The sequence below is a fragment of the Glutamicibacter sp. V16R2B1 genome (genome assembly GCF_005774635.1).
GTDB classification, from domain to species: Bacteria; Actinomycetota; Actinomycetes; order Actinomycetales; family Micrococcaceae; genus Glutamicibacter; species Glutamicibacter creatinolyticus.
In genome coordinates this window covers 178,021-194,140 of the sequence record NZ_VATX01000017.1, presented here as the reverse complement: position 1 = coordinate 194,140, position 16,120 = coordinate 178,021, and the positions used below count along the sequence as shown (strand labels likewise).

General features: G+C 64.0%; 13 protein-coding genes. 6 read left to right on the top strand and 7 right to left on the bottom strand.

What is annotated here, in order from left to right; genetic code table 11:
- Positions 1 to 204 precede the first annotated feature (204 nt).
- Positions 205 to 642, top strand: coding sequence for an RDD family protein (locus FDN03_RS13765; protein ID WP_054820885.1), 438 nt, complete (start codon positions 205 to 207; stop codon positions 640 to 642).
- 109 nt (positions 643 to 751) lie between these two features.
- On the opposite strand, the gene FDN03_RS13760 is transcribed toward FDN03_RS13765, so the two are convergent.
- From FDN03_RS13760 to lipB, 3 genes are all read right to left on the bottom strand, one after another.
- Positions 752 to 1,513, bottom strand: coding sequence for a DUF4191 domain-containing protein (locus FDN03_RS13760; RefSeq protein ID WP_054820886.1), 762 nt, complete (start codon positions 1,511 to 1,513; stop codon positions 752 to 754).
- A gap of 120 nt (positions 1,514 to 1,633) precedes the next feature.
- Positions 1,634 to 2,635, bottom strand: coding sequence for a lipoyl synthase (lipA, locus tag FDN03_RS13755; protein ID WP_138178027.1), 1,002 nt, complete (start codon positions 2,633 to 2,635; stop codon positions 1,634 to 1,636).
- 33 nt (positions 2,636 to 2,668) lie between these two features.
- On the bottom strand, positions 2,669 to 3,334 hold the full coding sequence (lipB, locus tag FDN03_RS13750; protein ID WP_138178025.1) for a lipoyl(octanoyl) transferase LipB: 666 nt from the start codon (positions 3,332 to 3,334) through the stop codon (positions 2,669 to 2,671).
- 103 nt (positions 3,335 to 3,437) lie between these two features.
- Between lipB and FDN03_RS13745 the strand changes: the two genes are divergently transcribed.
- Complete coding sequence (locus tag FDN03_RS13745; RefSeq protein ID WP_138178023.1) at positions 3,438 to 5,057, top strand: protein kinase; 1,620 nt, start codon at positions 3,438 to 3,440, stop codon at positions 5,055 to 5,057.
- Here the strand turns inward: FDN03_RS13745 and FDN03_RS13740 are convergent.
- The 4 genes from FDN03_RS13740 to FDN03_RS13725 form a co-directional block, all read right to left on the bottom strand.
- Complete coding sequence (locus FDN03_RS13740) at positions 5,054 to 5,404, bottom strand: hypothetical protein (RefSeq protein ID WP_138178021.1); 351 nt, start codon at positions 5,402 to 5,404, stop codon at positions 5,054 to 5,056. The two genes, FDN03_RS13745 and FDN03_RS13740, sit on opposite strands and share 4 nt — an antisense overlap.
- 106 nt (positions 5,405 to 5,510) lie before the next feature.
- Positions 5,511 to 7,289 carry a 2-oxoglutarate dehydrogenase, E2 component, dihydrolipoamide succinyltransferase gene (gene sucB, locus FDN03_RS13735; RefSeq protein ID WP_138178019.1) on the bottom strand — a complete coding sequence of 593 codons (1,779 nt, stop codon included), beginning with the start codon at positions 7,287 to 7,289 and terminating at the stop codon, positions 5,511 to 5,513.
- A gap of 162 nt (positions 7,290 to 7,451) precedes the next feature.
- Positions 7,452 to 8,831: a dihydrolipoyl dehydrogenase gene (lpdA, locus tag FDN03_RS13730; RefSeq protein ID WP_138178017.1), complete on the bottom strand. Its 1,380-nt coding sequence runs from the start codon at positions 8,829 to 8,831 to the stop codon at positions 7,452 to 7,454.
- 264 nt (positions 8,832 to 9,095) lie between these two features.
- Entirely contained in the window at positions 9,096 to 10,607 is a 1,512-nt protein-coding gene (locus FDN03_RS13725; RefSeq protein WP_138178016.1) for a leucyl aminopeptidase, read from the bottom strand.
- A gap of 340 nt (positions 10,608 to 10,947) precedes the next feature.
- On the opposite strand from FDN03_RS13725, the gene FDN03_RS13720 reads away from it, so the two are divergent.
- The 4 genes from FDN03_RS13720 (at position 10,948) to FDN03_RS13705 (ending at position 15,911) form a co-directional block, all read left to right on the top strand.
- Positions 10,948 to 12,000, top strand: coding sequence for a PAC2 family protein (locus tag FDN03_RS13720; RefSeq protein WP_138178014.1), 1,053 nt, complete (start codon positions 10,948 to 10,950; stop codon positions 11,998 to 12,000).
- Positions 11,997 to 13,265, top strand: coding sequence for an MFS transporter (locus tag FDN03_RS13715; protein WP_138178012.1), 1,269 nt, complete (start codon positions 11,997 to 11,999; stop codon positions 13,263 to 13,265). The genes FDN03_RS13720 and FDN03_RS13715 overlap by 4 nt, the downstream gene beginning before the upstream one ends.
- A gap of 84 nt (positions 13,266 to 13,349) precedes the next feature.
- Positions 13,350 to 14,453 carry a DUF4192 family protein gene (locus tag FDN03_RS13710; RefSeq protein WP_138178010.1) on the top strand — a complete coding sequence of 368 codons (1,104 nt, stop codon included), beginning with the start codon at positions 13,350 to 13,352 and terminating at the stop codon, positions 14,451 to 14,453.
- Between the two features lie 252 nt (positions 14,454 to 14,705).
- Positions 14,706 to 15,911, top strand: a complete 1,206-nt coding sequence (locus FDN03_RS13705; RefSeq protein WP_138178008.1) for an RNA polymerase sigma factor — start codon at positions 14,706 to 14,708, stop codon at positions 15,909 to 15,911.
- The last annotated feature ends 209 nt before the right edge of the window (positions 15,912 to 16,120 follow it).

Genomic DNA, 16,120 nt, shown 5'->3' with positions numbered 1-16,120 from the left:
ATTGAAACGGTAAACAAGTCGGTCAAATCATGATCGCTTGCCCTTGCCTACTCCTCTACAATACCGAGGATCCGTTTCCCAGTGGTGTCTCTATTGTTTCTTGTGCGTTACAAAGCAGGGTTTTTCGCTTCTGTTACAGTGCCCGTCCTGTGCCGCCGGGCACACTCAATGGGTTCGCACAGTGAACCCCGATAAACTGGGGGAGTGGAACGAAAAGACTTGGGTTCCTGGCTGGAAGGACCCCCTCAGCTCAACACCCAGCAATGGCCCGGACAGCGACTGGGACGGCCCGAGCGGGGGCCCGGTTCAATTGCCCGCTTCCCCCGGCGTGTCGGGGCGATCATCATCGACTGGGCGCTGGCAATGCTGGTGAGCTGGTGGCTGTTTGATTCCGCCGCCTTGGCCACCCTGCTGCTCTTCTGCCTGGGCCAGATCATCACCGTTGGATTCACCGGCCACTCGATCGGCCATCGGGCGCTGGGCATGCAGGTCCAGTCCATGGACGGCACCGCGATCAAGCCGCTGACCGGTCTGGTGCGCTCGGTGCTGCTGTGTCTGGTCATTCCCGCTCTGATTGCGGACGCCGACCAGCGGGGCTTGCACGACCGCGCCGGAGGCAGCGTTCTGGTGAGCATCCGCTAAGCCTGCCCGATCCACGCGGCAAAGACCCGGCCGGTCAGGAAAGCACTGGGGTTAAATGAAAGCGAGCCGTGCACCCTGGTGGGTGCACGGCTCGCTTTCATTCGGTGGTTTACCGCCCGCGCATGGCGCGACGGCTCGGACGCACCTTGTTCGGGTCAATCCCCTTCGGAATCGGCAGACGATTCGCGCTCAGGGTGGTCAGGCGCTTATCCACTGCACTGACCTCAAGCTTCGACAAGGTCTTGGGAAGCTTCTTCATCTTCTTGCTGACCTCAGGCAACGGGGTCTGGTTCTCGCCGCTGCCGGCATTGATCACGGTGATCGGAACGTTGGGCAGCACACGGCCGATGCGCTTGCGCTCGGAGCTGACCAGCTCGCGAACACGGCCGTTCGGGCCCTCGGTGACCAGCACAACTCCGGCGCGGCCCACACCCAGGAACACCAGGTCCTGGTGGCGGTTGGCGGCTACCGGCTCCTGCTTCAGGATCCAGCCGCGGCGCAATACGCTCATCGCGGCGCCGGCAGCACCCGGGCGCCCCTCCAACTGCGTAAACGCGGCCTTCTCGGCGCGACGGGAGAGGACAAACATGGCCGCCAACAAGCCCAACGGGATCGAGATCAGCAGCATCGTGATCCAGTTGTTCAGCAGGATGCCGATCAGCAGACCCACCGCAACAACACCCAGGCCAGCCAGCAACATCCACCACACGACCATCGGGTCATTGCGACGAGTCATCTGGAACACCTGGCCCATTTGCTTCAGGCGACCGGGCTCTTTATTCGGCTTATCGGCTTTTGGTTTGCGCGAGAACAGGCCACGCTTGGGCTGCGGGTCTGTGTTGGATGCGACATTGTCGGAGTTTTTGGCCATAGTGACTCAATTCTACCCGAGTCCACTGCCCGCGTTCCATCCGGGAACGGCAAAGTCCCGACCACACAGTGGTGATCGGGACCTTGCTCGGGTTACAGGGCGCCTCGTGGGGCAGTAACGCTAGTTGGTGACCAGGGAGGCTGCTTCCTGGCGAGTGTTGCCCGAGGACTCAATGTGCGCCAGCGCTTCGGGGATCTCGCGGCCCTTCTTGCGCATTGCCCCGGCCCACAGGCGTCCGGCGCGGTAGGAGGAACGCACCAGCGGGCCGGACATGACCCCCAGGAACCCGAGCTCCTCCGCTTCCTGCTGCAGCTCCAGGAATTCCTGGGGCTTGACCCAGCGGTCCACCGGCAGGTGGCGTTCGGTGGGGCGTAGGTACTGGGTGATGGTCAGCAGGTCGCAGCCGGCCTCATGCAGGTCCGCCATGGCCTCGGAAATTTCCTCACGGGTCTCGCCCATGCCCAGGATCAGATTGGACTTGGTGATCAGCCCGCGCTTGTGACCGTGCGTGATGACGTCCATTGACCGTTCATAGCGGAAGGCCGGGCGGATGCGCTTGAAGATGCGCGGCACGGTTTCCACGTTGTGGGCGTAGACCTCCGGGGCCGAATCGCAGATCGCGTCCAGGTTCTCCGGCTTGCCGGAGAAGTCAGGAATCAGCAGCTCCACGCCGGTGTTCTCGTTGAACTGGTGAATGCGGCGCACGGTTTCCGCGTACAGCCACACGCCCTCATCCTCCAGGTCATCACGGGCCACGCCGGTGACGGTGGCGTAGCGCAGATCCATCTTCTTCACGCTCATGGCCACCTTGAACGGCTCCGAGCGGTCCAGCGCCGAGGGCTTGCCCGTGTCAATCTGGCAGAAATCGCAGCGACGGGTGCATTCCGACCCGCCAATGAGGAAGGAAGCCTCGCGGTCCTCCCAGCATTCGAAGATGTTGGGGCAGCCAGCCTCTTCGCAAACCGTGTGCAGTCCTTCGGACTTGACCAGGTTCTTCAGACCGACGTACTCCGGTCCGATGTTCAGTTTGGCCTTGATCCACTCCGGCTTGCGTTCCACCGGAACCTTGGAGTTGCGTTGCTCGACGCGCAGCATTCGACGGCCTTCAGGGGCGACACTCATGTGTATTGCTCTTTCTGAGGAAGTAGGAAGGTCTTAAGCGACGGGAAGGGAGGTGACAACCTGGGGCGTGAGCAGGCGGTCCAGCTCTTCTTGCACCCGGTCGGCGACGTCTACGGGATTCACGGTGCGTCCCAGCTCCTGGGAGATCGAGGTGACCCCGGCATCGGTAATGCCGCAGGCAATGATCTGCTCGTAGGGTTCCAGGGAGTTGGAGCAGTTCAGGGCGAAACCGTGCATGGTCACCCCATGGTTGATGCGAATGCCGATGGCGGCAATCTTGCGGTCCTGCTGCACGCCGTCACCCGGAACCCAGACTCCGGAGCGTCCCTTGATCTGGACGGTTCGGATGCCCAGTTCGGCCAGGACGTTCATCAAGGCTTCTTCAAGGGTTTCAACATACAGGCGGATGGCGTTGATCTTCTTGAGCTTGACGATCGGATACCCGATCAGCTGCCCCGGTCCATGCCATGTCAGCTGTCCACCGCGGTCAACCTCAACCACGGGGGTGCCGTCCTGCGGCAACTGCTCATCTTCGGTACGGCGTCCAGCGGTGTAGACCGCCTCGTGTTCCAGCAGAAGGATTCTGGGGGTTTCTTCGTCGGCAGCCACGGCGTCGTGGAGACGTATTTGGTAGTCCCAGGCTTCCCTGTAGGGAACCAGCGATTCGCCTAGACCGAGTCGTTCGAATTCGATCGTCATGAGCTTCAGCCTACGCCTAATGCGTAAAGGGCTCGAGTTGGTAACGAAACAACGAATGTGGATAACTTAAACGCGTAATACAAGTTTGCTTTACAACTGAGTCATGGAATATGAACTCAGCCCGTTCGCGTGGCCCGAATGCGAAGGCTACCTGACCCTCAGGTCGTTGGACGATGCCCAAGATTCGCGGGTGTGGCTCGTCCAGCGCGAAGCCGACCAATGCTTTCTGGTCATGAAGTTGGCCTGTCAGGCTGAAACGCTGGTCACGATCCGGCAGGGGACCGACGGGCCCAACGATCAGCACACCATCAAGGTTCATGACACGGTGATGACCAACCGGGGGCCGGCGCTGCTGGTGGAATACTGTCCCGGGGGCAGCTTGGGCCAAATGGTCGCTGCCCGCGGCCCACTGCCGCTGGGGGAGGTGATTACCGCATTGGCTCCGGTCGCCCAGTCGGTGGCGCGCCTGCACTCCCAGGGGCTGGCGCACGGGGACGTGTCCCCGAACAACATCCTGCTCTCCGCCGAGGGGATGCCCAAGCTTTGTGACTTCCAAGAAGTGAACCTGTTGGGCGAAAATAATCACAGGGCTGGCACCCCAGGGTTCATCGCGCCCGAAGCAGGGGAATCACCGGCAACAGCGCCCGATGCGGTAGCTAACGGCGAGGCGCGGGATGTCTACGCGCTCGGAGCCTGCCTGTGGTACTTGCTCAGCGCCAAGGTCCCCGACCCTCCGGCGCTGCGTGCGCCGGTGACGCTGGTGTTTGAGGATCTGCCGGAAACCGTGCTGGACCTGCTGCTGGATGCGCTGCACCCGGAACCGACCGCGCGTCCCAGTGCCGACCAATTCGCCCGCAGCCTGTACGCCAGCGGGCAGGCCGAACCACTGAACTGGACTGAATCGGTTCCCGCCCAGGCATCACACCTGATGGCGACCATTCATCCGCCAGCACCCCGCGGCCGACGCCGGGCCATGCGTCCGCGGCCGGAGCGTCGGCAACGATTGGTTCCGGAACGGCCCGAAGTCACCCAGGAACAAGCCCGACGCTTCGAGGACCGGCACGCCCTGAAACCCACGCCCGGTGGTCGACGGCTGATCGCCGCGGCATTGCTCGGTTTGTTCATGGTCGTCATTGCCGGGCTGGGGGTGAATCACTGGCAGTCGCAAACCGATGCCAACGCCGCCAACGGCGAGCAGGCACCAGTGGATGCTTCCCGAACCTGCTCCATTCAGTCCGATGCCCAGTTGCCGCCCTGCGCTCAGTCACCGGACGCCGTCGGGGCAGCCTTGTTGAAACTGACCCACGCGCGGGACCGGGCGTTCAATTCGGGCGACTATCAGGCGCTCTCCAAGCTCTATGTGCCGGAAGCTAAACAACTGGGTGAAGATGCCCGGGTCCTGCAGGAATTGAAGGATATGGACCTGGGGGTCACCGGGATGCGAACCCGACTGAGCAGGATCGAAGTCGTGGCGCGAAGCTTCCCGGACACCGTAGTCCTGGAGGCGCATAGTGTGCTTGACCCGTACGCCTATCGAAGCCTGTCGAGCGAGGAAGATGTTCACCGGGCCCAGCAGGCCCGGGCCGAGCGAGTCCGCTTCGAACTGCGCCAGCATACCGGGCAGTGGCTCATCTCGCGGATTCTTGCCCGGGAGACGACAAATGGGACCGCCGCGAACGGCGATCCCATGAGCGGGTATGAAACCGGGCCTGTCGAGGACTAGTTCCAGAGGGTGGCGATCAGGATGTTCACCAGGGCCAGGCCGCCGGTGGCATGCGCGATGCCGGTGGAAACCTCCTCGCCGGCCTTGACCTTCTTGCGGCCCAGGAACGCGGTCACCACGATGGCGATGGAGATGACCAGCTTGATGCCGATCTTCATGTGGTTGAGGTTGCCGTCTTGCATTTCAATGACGCCGACCAGGGCCAGGCCGGTGATCAACTGGGTCAGTGCGCCGATCCACTGCCACAGGTTGACGGTAGGGGTCTTGAAGTTGGCCAGCCAGCCGCCGAAGATGGCCGCAGCACCCAGGATATGGAGCATTACCAGAACGTTAAACAGGAAAGTCATGCTTCAAGAATAGTCTGCTTCGACAAATTGTAGAAATGCCGAAGGCCCGCTGGAACACGCGGTGACGCGTGTCAGCGGGCCTTGGGCAAGACGAGCCGATCAGGGCCTAGAGGCCAAGATCACCTTCGAATGCGCCACCTTCCAGGCGGGCCTTGACGGTCTGCAGGAAGCGACCGGCGTCGGCGCCGTCCACCAGGCGGTGATCGTAGGTCAGGCACAGGTACATCATGTGGCGCACGGCAATCGAGTCGTTGCCTTCGGCGTCGGTGATGACCATCGGGCGCTTGACGATCGCGCCGGTGCCCAGGATGGCAACCTGCGGCTGGTTGATGATCGGGGTGTCGAACAGCGCGCCGACCGAACCGATGTTGGTGATGGAGAAGGTTCCACCGGCCAGCTCATCGGGACCGATCTTGTTGCTGCGGGTGCGCTCGGCGACATCGGCGATCTTCGAGGCCAGGCCGGCCAGGTTCAGGTCACCGGCGTTGGCCACGACCGGAACCAGCAGGCCGCGATCGGTGTCCACCGCGAATGCCAGGTGCTCGGCATTGTGGTAGGTGATCTGCTGGCTCTGCTCGTCGTACTCGGCGTTCAGCGACGGGTGCTGCTTCAGGCCCTCGGCGACGGCCTTGGCGATGAACGGCAGGTAGGTCAGGTTCACGCCGTTGGTGGCCTTGAACCCGGCCTTGGCCTTGGCCCGCAGGTTGACCACGCGGGTCATGTCGATCTCGTGGACCTGGGTCAGCTGGGTGGAGACATCCAGCGACTCGCGCATGCGGCGGGCAATGACCTGGCGGATGCGCGGAGCCTTGACGGTGGTGCCACGCAGCGAGGAGGCCTCGACGGCCGGAGCGGCCTTGGCCGCCGGAGCCGACGGCGCGGCAGCGGCCGGAGCGGACTGGGCGGCGGCCTTCTTGGCCTCCACCGCGTCCAGCACATCCTGCTTGCGGATGCGGCCACCGACACCGGTACCGGTCACGGTGCTCAGGTCAATGTCGTTCTGGTTGGCCAGGCGACGCACCAGCGGGGTGACGTAGCCGGCGCCCTCGGAACCGCCGGTGGCCGGAGCCGGGGCGGCAGCGGGAGCTTCCTGCTTCTTCTCGGCCGGGGCCGGAGCTGCGGGGGCCTCTTCCTGCTTCGGAGCAGCCGGAGCGGCCGGAGCCTCTTCCTGCTTCTTCTCGGCCGGGGCCGGGGCTTCTTCCTTCTTCTCCGCCGGGGCCGGGGCCGGAGCCTCTTCCTTGGCGGCCGGTGCGGCCGAGCCGGAGCCGATGACGGCCAGTACGGCGCCCACTTCGGCTTCCTCGTCCTCGTTCACGCGGATTTCCAGCAGCTTGCCGGCCACGGGGGAGGGGACCTCGGTGTCGACCTTGTCGGTGGAGACCTCCAGCAGCGGCTCGTCAACCTCCACGTCGTCGCCGACCTGCTTCAGCCAGCGGGTGACGGTGCCTTCGGTGACCGATTCGCCCAGGGCCGGCAGGGTGACCTCGGTGCCCGAAGCGTCACCCGAAGCGGCCGGAGCCGACTCGGTGGACTGCTCGGCGGCCGGGGCCGATTCCTGCTGCGGTGCGGACTCTTCCTGCGCCGGCTCCTCAGCGGCCGGTTCCTCGGCCTGCTGTTGATCGGAACCGGAATCCGAGCCTGCGCCCGAGCCGTCGCCAATGCGCACCAGCGGCGCGCCGACTTCGGCTTCCTCGTCCTCGGCCACCAGGATTTCCTCGATCACGCCGGCAACCGGGGAGGGCACCTCCGTGTCGACCTTGTCGGTGGAAACTTCCACCAATGGCTCGTCGACCTCGACACGATCGCCGACCTGCTTGAGCCAACGGGTCACCGTGCCTTCGGTAACGCTCTCACCCAATGCGGGCAGGTTTACGGTTTCAGACATCTTCCCGTATCTCCTCTGAAAATTTAAAAGCTATTAGGTTGGTCCGCGGTGCCGGCTTGCCTCAAGCGGCCCGCGAGCCCACGTGGTTGATGGAGGCGTTGCCTCCGAGCCTAGCGGACGAAGCAGCGTGCCGTTGCGGACACGCTGCTTCATGACGGGCAACTAGCCGTGCAGCGGCTTGCCGGCCAGGGCCATGGCGGTCTCGCCCAGGGCCTCGTTCTGGGTCGGGTGGGCGTGGACCAGCTGGGCCACATCCTCCGGGTAGGCTTCCCAGTTCACGATCAGCTGGGCCTCGCCGATCTGCTCGCCAATGCGGCTGCCGACCCCGTGCACGCCCACGATCGGGCCGTTCTTCACGCGCACCATCTTGATGATGCCGCTGGTGCCCAGGATCGAGGACTTGCCGTTGCCGGCCAGGTTGTACTCGGTGGTCTCGACCTGATCGGCGCCGAACTTCTCCTTGGCCTTCGGCTCGGTGTAGCCCACCGAGGCGATTTCCGGCTCGCAGTAGGTGACCTTCGGGATGTTGATGTCTTCGATGATGGTCGGCTTCAGGCCGCCGATCTCCTCGGCGACGAAGATGCCCTGCTGGTAGCCGCGGTGGGCCAGCTGCAGGCCGGGGACGATGTCGCCCACGGCGTAGATGTTGCCCACGCCGGTGTGCAGGCGCTCATCGGTGATCACGAAGCCGCGGTCGATGGTGATGCCCTGCTCCTCGAAGCCGAAGCCCTCGGTGACCGGGCCGCGTCCCACGGCCACCAGCACGATGTCGGCTTCCAGGGTCTTGCCGTCGGCCAGCGAGACCTTCACGCCGTTCTCGTCCTGCTCGACCTTTTCGAAGAAGACGCCGGTGTTGAACTTGATGCCGCGCTTCTTGAAGGAGCGCTCCAGCACCTTGATGATGGCCGGATCCTCGTTCGGGACCAGGGAAGGCAGGCCCTCCACGATGGTCACGTCCACGCCGAAGGACTTCCACACGCTGGCGAACTCGACGCCGATCACGCCGCCGCCGAGCACGATGGCGCTCTTGGGCATGGTGTCCATGTTCAGCGCCTCGGTGCTGGTCAGCACGCGTCCGCCGATCTCCAGGCCGAAGGTCTTGGAGGTCGAACCGGTGGCCAAGACGATGTTCTTGCCCTTGTAGCGGTTGCCGTTGACCTCGATGGTGTCCTGGGAGACCAGGCGGCCTTCGCCTTCGATGACGTTGATCTTCTTCATCTTCAGCAGACCGCTCAGGCCCTTGAACTTGCCGGCCACAATGCCGTCCTTGTAGCTGCGCACCGCACCCAGGTCAATGGAGTCAAGGGTGGTGTTGATGCCGTACTTGGCGCTTTCGCGTGCGTTGTCGGCCAGCTCCGCCGAGTGCAGGTAGGCCTTGGTCGGGATGCAGCCGGTGTGCAGGCAGGTGCCGCCGAGCTTTCCCTTCTCGATCAGGCCAACGGTAAGGCCCAGCTGGACGGCGCGCAGGGCGACCGAGTATCCAGCGGAACCGCCACCGAGGATGAGGACATCGAATTCTTGCGTTGCTGCCGATTCGGCCACGTGAACGCTCCCTCGTAATAGCTAATCTGGTCGACTTCTGGCCGACCGGGGATCGGGTGGGACACGCCGCGCACAACACCTCCCGGTGGAGGGTGGAGGGCGGCGTGCCGTGATGTTTCAAAACTTACCTTAGTCCGGTGAACCGCCATCAGTCACCTCGTGACAGCGAAAAGTCAGTTTCCCCTATATTTTTGCACGAAACCCGGTGTGGGAAGCTGTGACGCCTCCCGCACCGGGGTGTATTTCGTGACTCATCAATCCCGTTTAACGGGTGGCGAAGCGCTCCGCGAATCCGATGAGCGTGCGCACCTGTGAACCGGTGCCGTTCTTCGGGGTGTAGCCCCAGGCGCTGGCCTCGTTGAAGGCCGGACCGGCGAAGTCGATGTGGGCCCAGGGGATCGGGGTCTCATCGACCTTGCCCACGAACTCGCGCAGGAACACGGCCGCGGTCATCATCCCGCCCATGCGTTCACCAATGTTGGCCAGGTCGGCGACCTGCGAATCGATTGAGGCGCGCAGGTCCTCGGGCAGCGGCATCGGCCAGGCCAGCTCACCGACCTCATCGGAGGCGGACACCAGCTCGTCGCGCAGTGCCTCATCGCCCATGACCCCCGCGGTGCGCAGGCCCAGGGCGAGCATCTGGGCGCCGGTGAGCGTGGCGATGTCAATGATCGCGTCCGGCTTCTCCTCGCTGGCGGCGACCAGCCCGTCGGCCAGCACCAGGCGGCCCTCGGCGTCGGTGTTCAGCACCTCCACGGTCTTGCCGCCGTAGATGGTGATGACATCGCCCGGGCGGGTCGAACGCCCGCCGGGCATGTTCTCGGCCAGGCAGAGCCAGGCGGTGACCTTCAGGTCCAGGCCGAGCTCGGCCACACCGGCCACGGTCTGGAACATGGCCGCCGCGCCGGACATGTCCGACTTCATGGCGTGCATGCCAGCGGCCGGCTTCAGCGAGATGCCGCCGGTGTCAAAGGTGATGCCCTTGCCCACCAGGGCCAGGTGCTTGCTCGCCTTGGCCGGGGAGTATTCGACCTTGACCAGGCGCGGGGCCCGCTCGGAGCCGCCGCCGACGCCCATCAGCCCGCCGAAGCCGTCCTTGGCCAGGCGCTTCTCGTCGTACACGGTGACCTTCAGCGGCAGCGACTTGGCGTAGTCCTTGACCGCGTTGGCGAAGGATTCGGGGTACAGCGCGTTGGCCGGGGTGTTGATCAGGTCGCGGGTGGCGCGCACGGCGCGGCCCAGCACCGCTGCGCGCTTCAGCGCCGCAGGCAGCTGCTTGTCCGCGGAGGCGGCGGTGACCACGATCGCGTCGCTGAGCACCGGCTTCTCGTTCTTTTCCGAGCGGAAGTTCTCGAAGCGGTAGCTGCCCAGGGCGATGCCCTCGGCCACTGCGGCGGCGCGCGCCACGGTGGCTGCGGGCAGTGCGAACAGGGCGCTCTTCACGCTGCCCAGCTGGCGGGCGGCCGAACCGGCGGCGCGGCGCAGCTTCTCGTCGGTCAGCTCCTGCAGCGAATCAACTCCCAGGCCGATGAAGGCCACGTACTTGGCCTTGGAGGCCTCCACCGCCGGCATCCGGGTCAGTTCATCGGCCTTGGCGGCGACGCCCATGTCGGCCAGGGACTTTTCCAGTTCTGCGGTGGTCTGGGGGTCAAGCACCGATTCGGCGATGTGAACCTTCCCATCGCTCTTATAGATGCCCAGCACCAGTGCGTCGGCGTTCTTGCGCTTGATGTCGGTTCCGATTGCGGTCAGCTTGAGATCGCTGGAGTTGATCACGAAATCATTCCTTCTAAGCCTTTGTAGGGTTTGAGGATCTGTAAGGGTAGGGGACCGGGCGGAGCGGGCGCCGCGGATGGCGGCATGCGGCATCTGCACCGTGTCCCTCTAGTAGATGTTAGCCGAGGTACACCCCGCGCGTGCCCCAGTTCACAGTGGCTGTTGCCCCGAAGAGATAGAATGTGACGTTGGAGTATGACCCGGGGGCCCGGGTTCTGCTAAGAATCGTTGGGTGGCAGGCAGGCGTGCACGAAGTGCACGACGGTGCCGTTGGCCCAACGGGTAGGACAAGTAGTGATCCGTCGGAATGATCCGGCGGCTGATCTCGGATCGGGGTGGAATGACCAGTTCGTCGTTGATGAAGCTGATGGCCGAAGACCTCGATGACCCCTGCCTGCAGGGGCTGGGAATGTACATTTCCCTCAAGGGGGCCAGCGACGCGGGCAACGCCCACGTGCAGGTGCACAACGAGCTGTTTGGGCAGCTGGCCGGCGAGCTGGTGGCCCGTTTCGACGCCGATCAGCTGGTGTGCTACTCCGCCCAGCGGCCCCGGGTGACCTACCTGGGGGACCACTTCGCCGCCTACCAGGAGCCGGTCATCGAACTGTACCTGATGACCGATGGCATGGACCGGGACTTCTGGTTCCTCACCGGCGTTGAGCCGGACCTGAAATGGGAAGAGCTCAGCTCGCAGCTGCTGGCGCTGATCGAGGCCTTCAACATCGGTCCGGTGGTCTCCACCAGTTCGCTGCCGATGCCGGTCCCGCACACCCGTCCGGTGGGTGTGACCGCCCACGGCAACCGCAAGGACCTGATCGAACAGATTTCCACCTGGTCGCCGACCGCCGAACTGCCGGCCGCCTTCACTGACCTGCTGGAGATCCGCCTGGCCGAGGCCGGACGCGACGTGGTCGGCTACTCGCTGCACACCCCGCACTACCTGGCCGAGGCCGAATACCCGCCGGTAGCCGTGGCCGCCCTGGAATTTGTGGGGGCGGCCCTGAAACTGGCCCTACCCACCGACAGCCTGCGTGAAGCCGGCCGGCTGATCGAAGGACAGTTGGCCGAACAGATCGACGCGAACACCGAAGTACGCCAGATGGTGGCCGGGTTTGAGAAGCGCTTTGACGCCCACGCCCAGGAGCACCAGCCGCGGTCGCTGCTGCTTGATGAGGACCATGAGCTTCCCGACGCCGAGCAGATCGCTGCCCGCGCCGAATCCTTCCTGGCCGGGATCGAGGACCTGGATGCCTGGTTGGCCGAAACCGGCCCCCTGCCCGAGGACCGTGACGAGGACGCCACGCACACCGACGCCGATGAGGGCGCCGATTCGGACGATGACCCGCACGGCCCCGAAGGTTCGTCCGATGGTTCCGGTGACCCGACCCCTTGAGCCATGACCAGCTGAATTCAAAAAAATCTTGGATCGTCTACACGGTGGCGCTGCTGGCCTACCTCTCGGCGGTCGCCCAGCGCACCAGCTTCGGCGTGGCCGGGCTGGAGGCCACGGAACGCTTTAACGCCTCCGCCTCGATCCTGGCGACCTTCTCGGTCGTCCAGCTGCTGGTGTACGCGGCCGGCCAGGTGCCGGTCGGGCTGATCCTGGACAAGGTCGGCCCGCGCCGGATGATTGTCGGCGGGGCGATCCTGATGACCCTGGGCCAGGCATTCTTGGCCTTTGCGAACAACGTGCCCCAGGGCCTGGCTGGGCGTGTGCTGGTCGGTGCCGGGGATGCCATGGTCTTCGTCTCGGTGCTGCGGCTGCTGCCCATGTGGTTCTCCGGCTCCCGCATCCCGATGCTCACCCAGATCACCGGCACGGTAGGGCAGCTGGGCCAGCTGATCAGCCTCTTCCCGTTCCACGCGATGCTCATCCACGTCGGGTGGACCCCGGCATTTGCGATGCTTGCCGTCATCGCCTTCGTGTCCCTGCTGCTGGTCATCACCTTTGTGCACAATGGGCACGAATGGCGTGGCACCGGGGAAGAGGACCCGCTGAGCACCCGGGCGCGGCTGGCGGCGGCGTGGCGGCAACCGGGCACCCGGCTGGGGTTCTGGACCCACTTCAGCACCGCGTTCATGGTCAACGTATTCATGCTTACCTGGGGTTTCCCCTTCCTCGTCGAAGGCCAGGGGGTCTCCGGAGCGCTGGCCTCCAGCCTGTTGTCGATCTTCGTTGTCGTCGCGATTGTCCTTGCCCCGATCCTCGGGGCCCTCACCGCCCGCTATCCGACCCGCCGGTCGCTGATCGCCCTGACCATCGTGCTGGGGATGACGGTGATGTGGGCCGTGGTGCTGCTGTGGCCCGGACGGGCGCCGCTGTGGGTGCTGATCATCCTGATGATCAGCATCGCCGCTGGCGGGCCGGCGTCGGTGATCGGCTTCGACTTTGCCCGTACCTTCAACCCGCCGCACGTGATGGGAACAGCCACGGGCCTGGTCAACGTCGGAGGATTCTCCGGGGCCTTCATCTGCATGTACCTGATCGGCATGCTGCTGGACTTCCAGTTCCAGCTGGCCGGCGGTGAACGGGAACTGTACAACCTGGGTGCGTTCAAGCTGGCCTTGTGCGTCCAGTTCGTGTTCGTGGCCGTGGGCATCAGCGGGATGCTCATGGCACGTAAGAAGGCGCGGCGCCAGCAAAATCCCGGCCACTAGCTTCCCTGGTGGCTGCGGCCCGAGTTGTCCACACTCGGGGTCCCCGATTCCGTGGGCACCTCGGTCTTGGCCCACTGTCGGGTCATGACTACTACACCGGAACAAGAGCCGCTCTCCCTGGAGCGCGCCGAAGACATCCTTGCCTACGTGCCCCACGCGCTGGGGTTTCATCCCTCCGAATCGGCCGTGCTGTTGCTGATGGTCGACAAGAAGCTGGAAGCGACCCTGCGCGTTGATCTGCCAAAACACGACAGTGCGGGGGAGCGCCGGCCGTGGGTGGAGCAGGTCTGCGAGTTGGTGGGAAAGCTGCCGCAGCTGACCGGAGCACTGTGCGTCCTGTACTCCAACGACCCGTCACCTACCGGGCGGGAACTGCCCTATCACCAATTGCTTGCCGAGCTCAGCGAGAGCTTTGATGCGCGCCGTACGCCACTGCATCAGGCGTGGTTTGTTAACCGGGGCATGGTGTGGAATTACAACGGGGCGGTGCCAGAAGAGCGCGAGAACCCGGCCTGCCCGGAACTCAGCGACACTTACCTCAGAATGGTCCTGGCCGGTTCCGCCCCACTGCACGAGCCCTGGGACGGGCAGGGCGTCCCGGAATGGGAGAACGCCGGAACCATCCGCAGCCTCGCCGATTCGCTCGACGGCGACATTTACGACTGCCTGGATACCTGGGCGGCATTGCTGGAAACAGACGCCTACCAGTCCGAGGCAACCATGCGCTCCGAACCATTGGTCGCGGCACGGCTGCTCTCTGGCCTGGAAATCCGGCTCGTGCGCGACATCCTGCCCTACTTGGCTGGCGTGGGTGCGGTCGCGGCGCGCACGGCGGTGCGTGAACTGGCGCTGCGCGACACCGAGGAACGCGCCCAGGAACTGGCCGATTTCCTGTTGGGCGGTGGGGCGAACACTCCGGAGTGGAAACGGCTGGAGAACCTGTGGTTCATCTGCCGAGACCTATTGGGGGTGGCGCGAGCCGGACAGCGTTCGGCGCTGCTGTGCATCCTGGCGTGGATTGAATGGGCCAAAGGCAGGGGAAGCATGTCCATGGCGCTCTTGCGGACCGCCTTGGATAGTGACCCTGAATACCGTCTTGCGCAGTTGCTGCAGCAACTGCTTTACCGCGGAATCATGCCGGAGTGGGCGACTGATCCCCAACGCGCCTGGCGTTCAAGTTTCCATTAGGAGCGCGAAATCCCGCCGTGCCAAGTGGTGCCTACGTGGTTATTCGTGGATAATGGGACAACAGACCCGGTTAGGTCCGATTGTTCTTTTGCGTTCCGTCTTTTCACAGCGGGAACAAAAGAAGGCGTAGATGCGTTGAAATACGTGACTGTCGCCATGGCGGAAACTCCTTATTTCCGCTAACGGACTTGACAGGGTCATAGTGGTGTTACCGGTAGGTGCATCTGGGACGCATCGTGAGAAAGGTTATTCGTGTCATCAACTGAGACGAACGCTAAGCGCAAGGCTGCCAACGCAACTGCGGCTGAGGAAGCCAACGCCAAGGCTGTGGCAGAGAAACCTGTCGCGAAGAAGCGCGCAACCAAGGCCAAGGCAAGCAGCAAGGCCGCCGGTAAGGCCTCAGAAGAAGTCGTTGACAACGAAGAGCAGACCGAGGCTCAGACCGACAACGCCGAAACTGAAGAAAAGACTGAAGACGATTCCGTTGGCTTCGTCATCAGCTCGTCCGAAGACGACGCCCCTCAGCAGCAGGTGATGGTGGCAGGTGCCACCGCCGACCCGGTCAAGGACTACCTGAAGCAGATCGGCAAGGTCGCACTGCTGAACGCCGAGCAGGAAGTGGATCTTGCGCTGCGCATCGAGGCAGGGCTGTTCGCTCAGGACAAGCTGAACAAGGACGACGGGTCAATGGACCAGCGGCTGCGCTGGGACTATGAACAGATCATCCACGACGGAAAGATTGCCAAGAACCACCTGCTGGAGGCCAACCTGCGCCTCGTGGTTTCGCTGGCCAAGCGCTACACGGGCCGCGGCATGTTGTTCCTGGACCTGATCCAGGAAGGCAACCTGGGTCTGATTCGTGCGGTTGAGAAGTTCGACTACACCAAGGGCTTCAAGTTCTCGACCTACGCCACCTGGTGGATCCGTCAGGCGATCACCCGCGCCATGGCCGACCAGGCACGAACCATTCGTATTCCTGTGCACATGGTCGAGGTCATCAACAAGCTCGCCCGCGTCCAGCGTCAGATGCTGCAGGACCTGGGCCGCGAACCCACTCCGGAAGAGCTGGCCAAGGAACTGGACATGACCCCGGAAAAGGTTGTCGAAGTCCAGAAGTACGGTCGCGAACCGATCTCCCTGCACACCCCGCTGGGTGAAGACGGCGACTCGGAGTTCGGTGACCTGATCGAGGACTCGGAAGCCGTGGTTCCGGCCGACGCGGTTTCCTTCACCTTGCTGCAGGAGCAGCTGCACTCGGTGCTGGACACCCTCTCGGAACGTGAAGCCGGCGTTGTGGCGATGCGCTTTGGCCTGACCGACGGTCAGCCGAAGACTTTAGACGAAATTGGCAAGGTCTACGGGGTGACCCGTGAACGCATCCGTCAGATCGAATCCAAGACGATGTCCAAGCTGCGTCACCCGTCGCGCTCTCAGGTGCTGCGCGACTACCTGGACTAAAACGATCGTTCCGCGGCGGACGAAGCTCTTTGTGGCTTCGTCCGCCGCGGTCGTTAAACCCAACATTTCGCTGCAATTCGCACACCGATGAGTGGCCGGCCCTTGCTTGGCGGTTGCTGAGCGGCACTGGCGCTGCGGAGCAATATTTGGCCCATAACAAAAAGGCTGGGACCCGCCCTTCGGCGGATCCCAGCGTTTGGCAGACAACG

Coding starts and splice junctions, on each gene's coding strand:
- FDN03_RS13760 (WP_054820886.1), bottom strand. CDS start 1,513: ATGGCCAAAAACTCCGACAATGTCGCATCCAACACAGACCCGCAGCCC.
- lipA (WP_138178027.1), bottom strand. CDS start 2,635: ATGAGTGTCGCCCCTGAAGGCCGTCGAATGCTGCGCGTCGAGCAACGC.
- lipB (WP_138178025.1), bottom strand. CDS start 3,334: ATGACGATCGAATTCGAACGACTCGGTCTAGGCGAATCGCTGGTTCCC.
- FDN03_RS13720 (WP_138178014.1), top strand. CDS start 10,948: ATGACCAGTTCGTCGTTGATGAAGCTGATGGCCGAAGACCTCGATGAC.
- FDN03_RS13740 (WP_138178021.1), bottom strand. CDS start 5,404: ATGACTTTCCTGTTTAACGTTCTGGTAATGCTCCATATCCTGGGTGCT.
- FDN03_RS13710 (WP_138178010.1), top strand. CDS start 13,350: ATGACTACTACACCGGAACAAGAGCCGCTCTCCCTGGAGCGCGCCGAA.
- FDN03_RS13745 (WP_138178023.1), top strand. CDS start 3,438: ATGGAATATGAACTCAGCCCGTTCGCGTGGCCCGAATGCGAAGGCTAC.
- sucB (WP_138178019.1), bottom strand. CDS start 7,289: ATGTCTGAAACCGTAAACCTGCCCGCATTGGGTGAGAGCGTTACCGAA.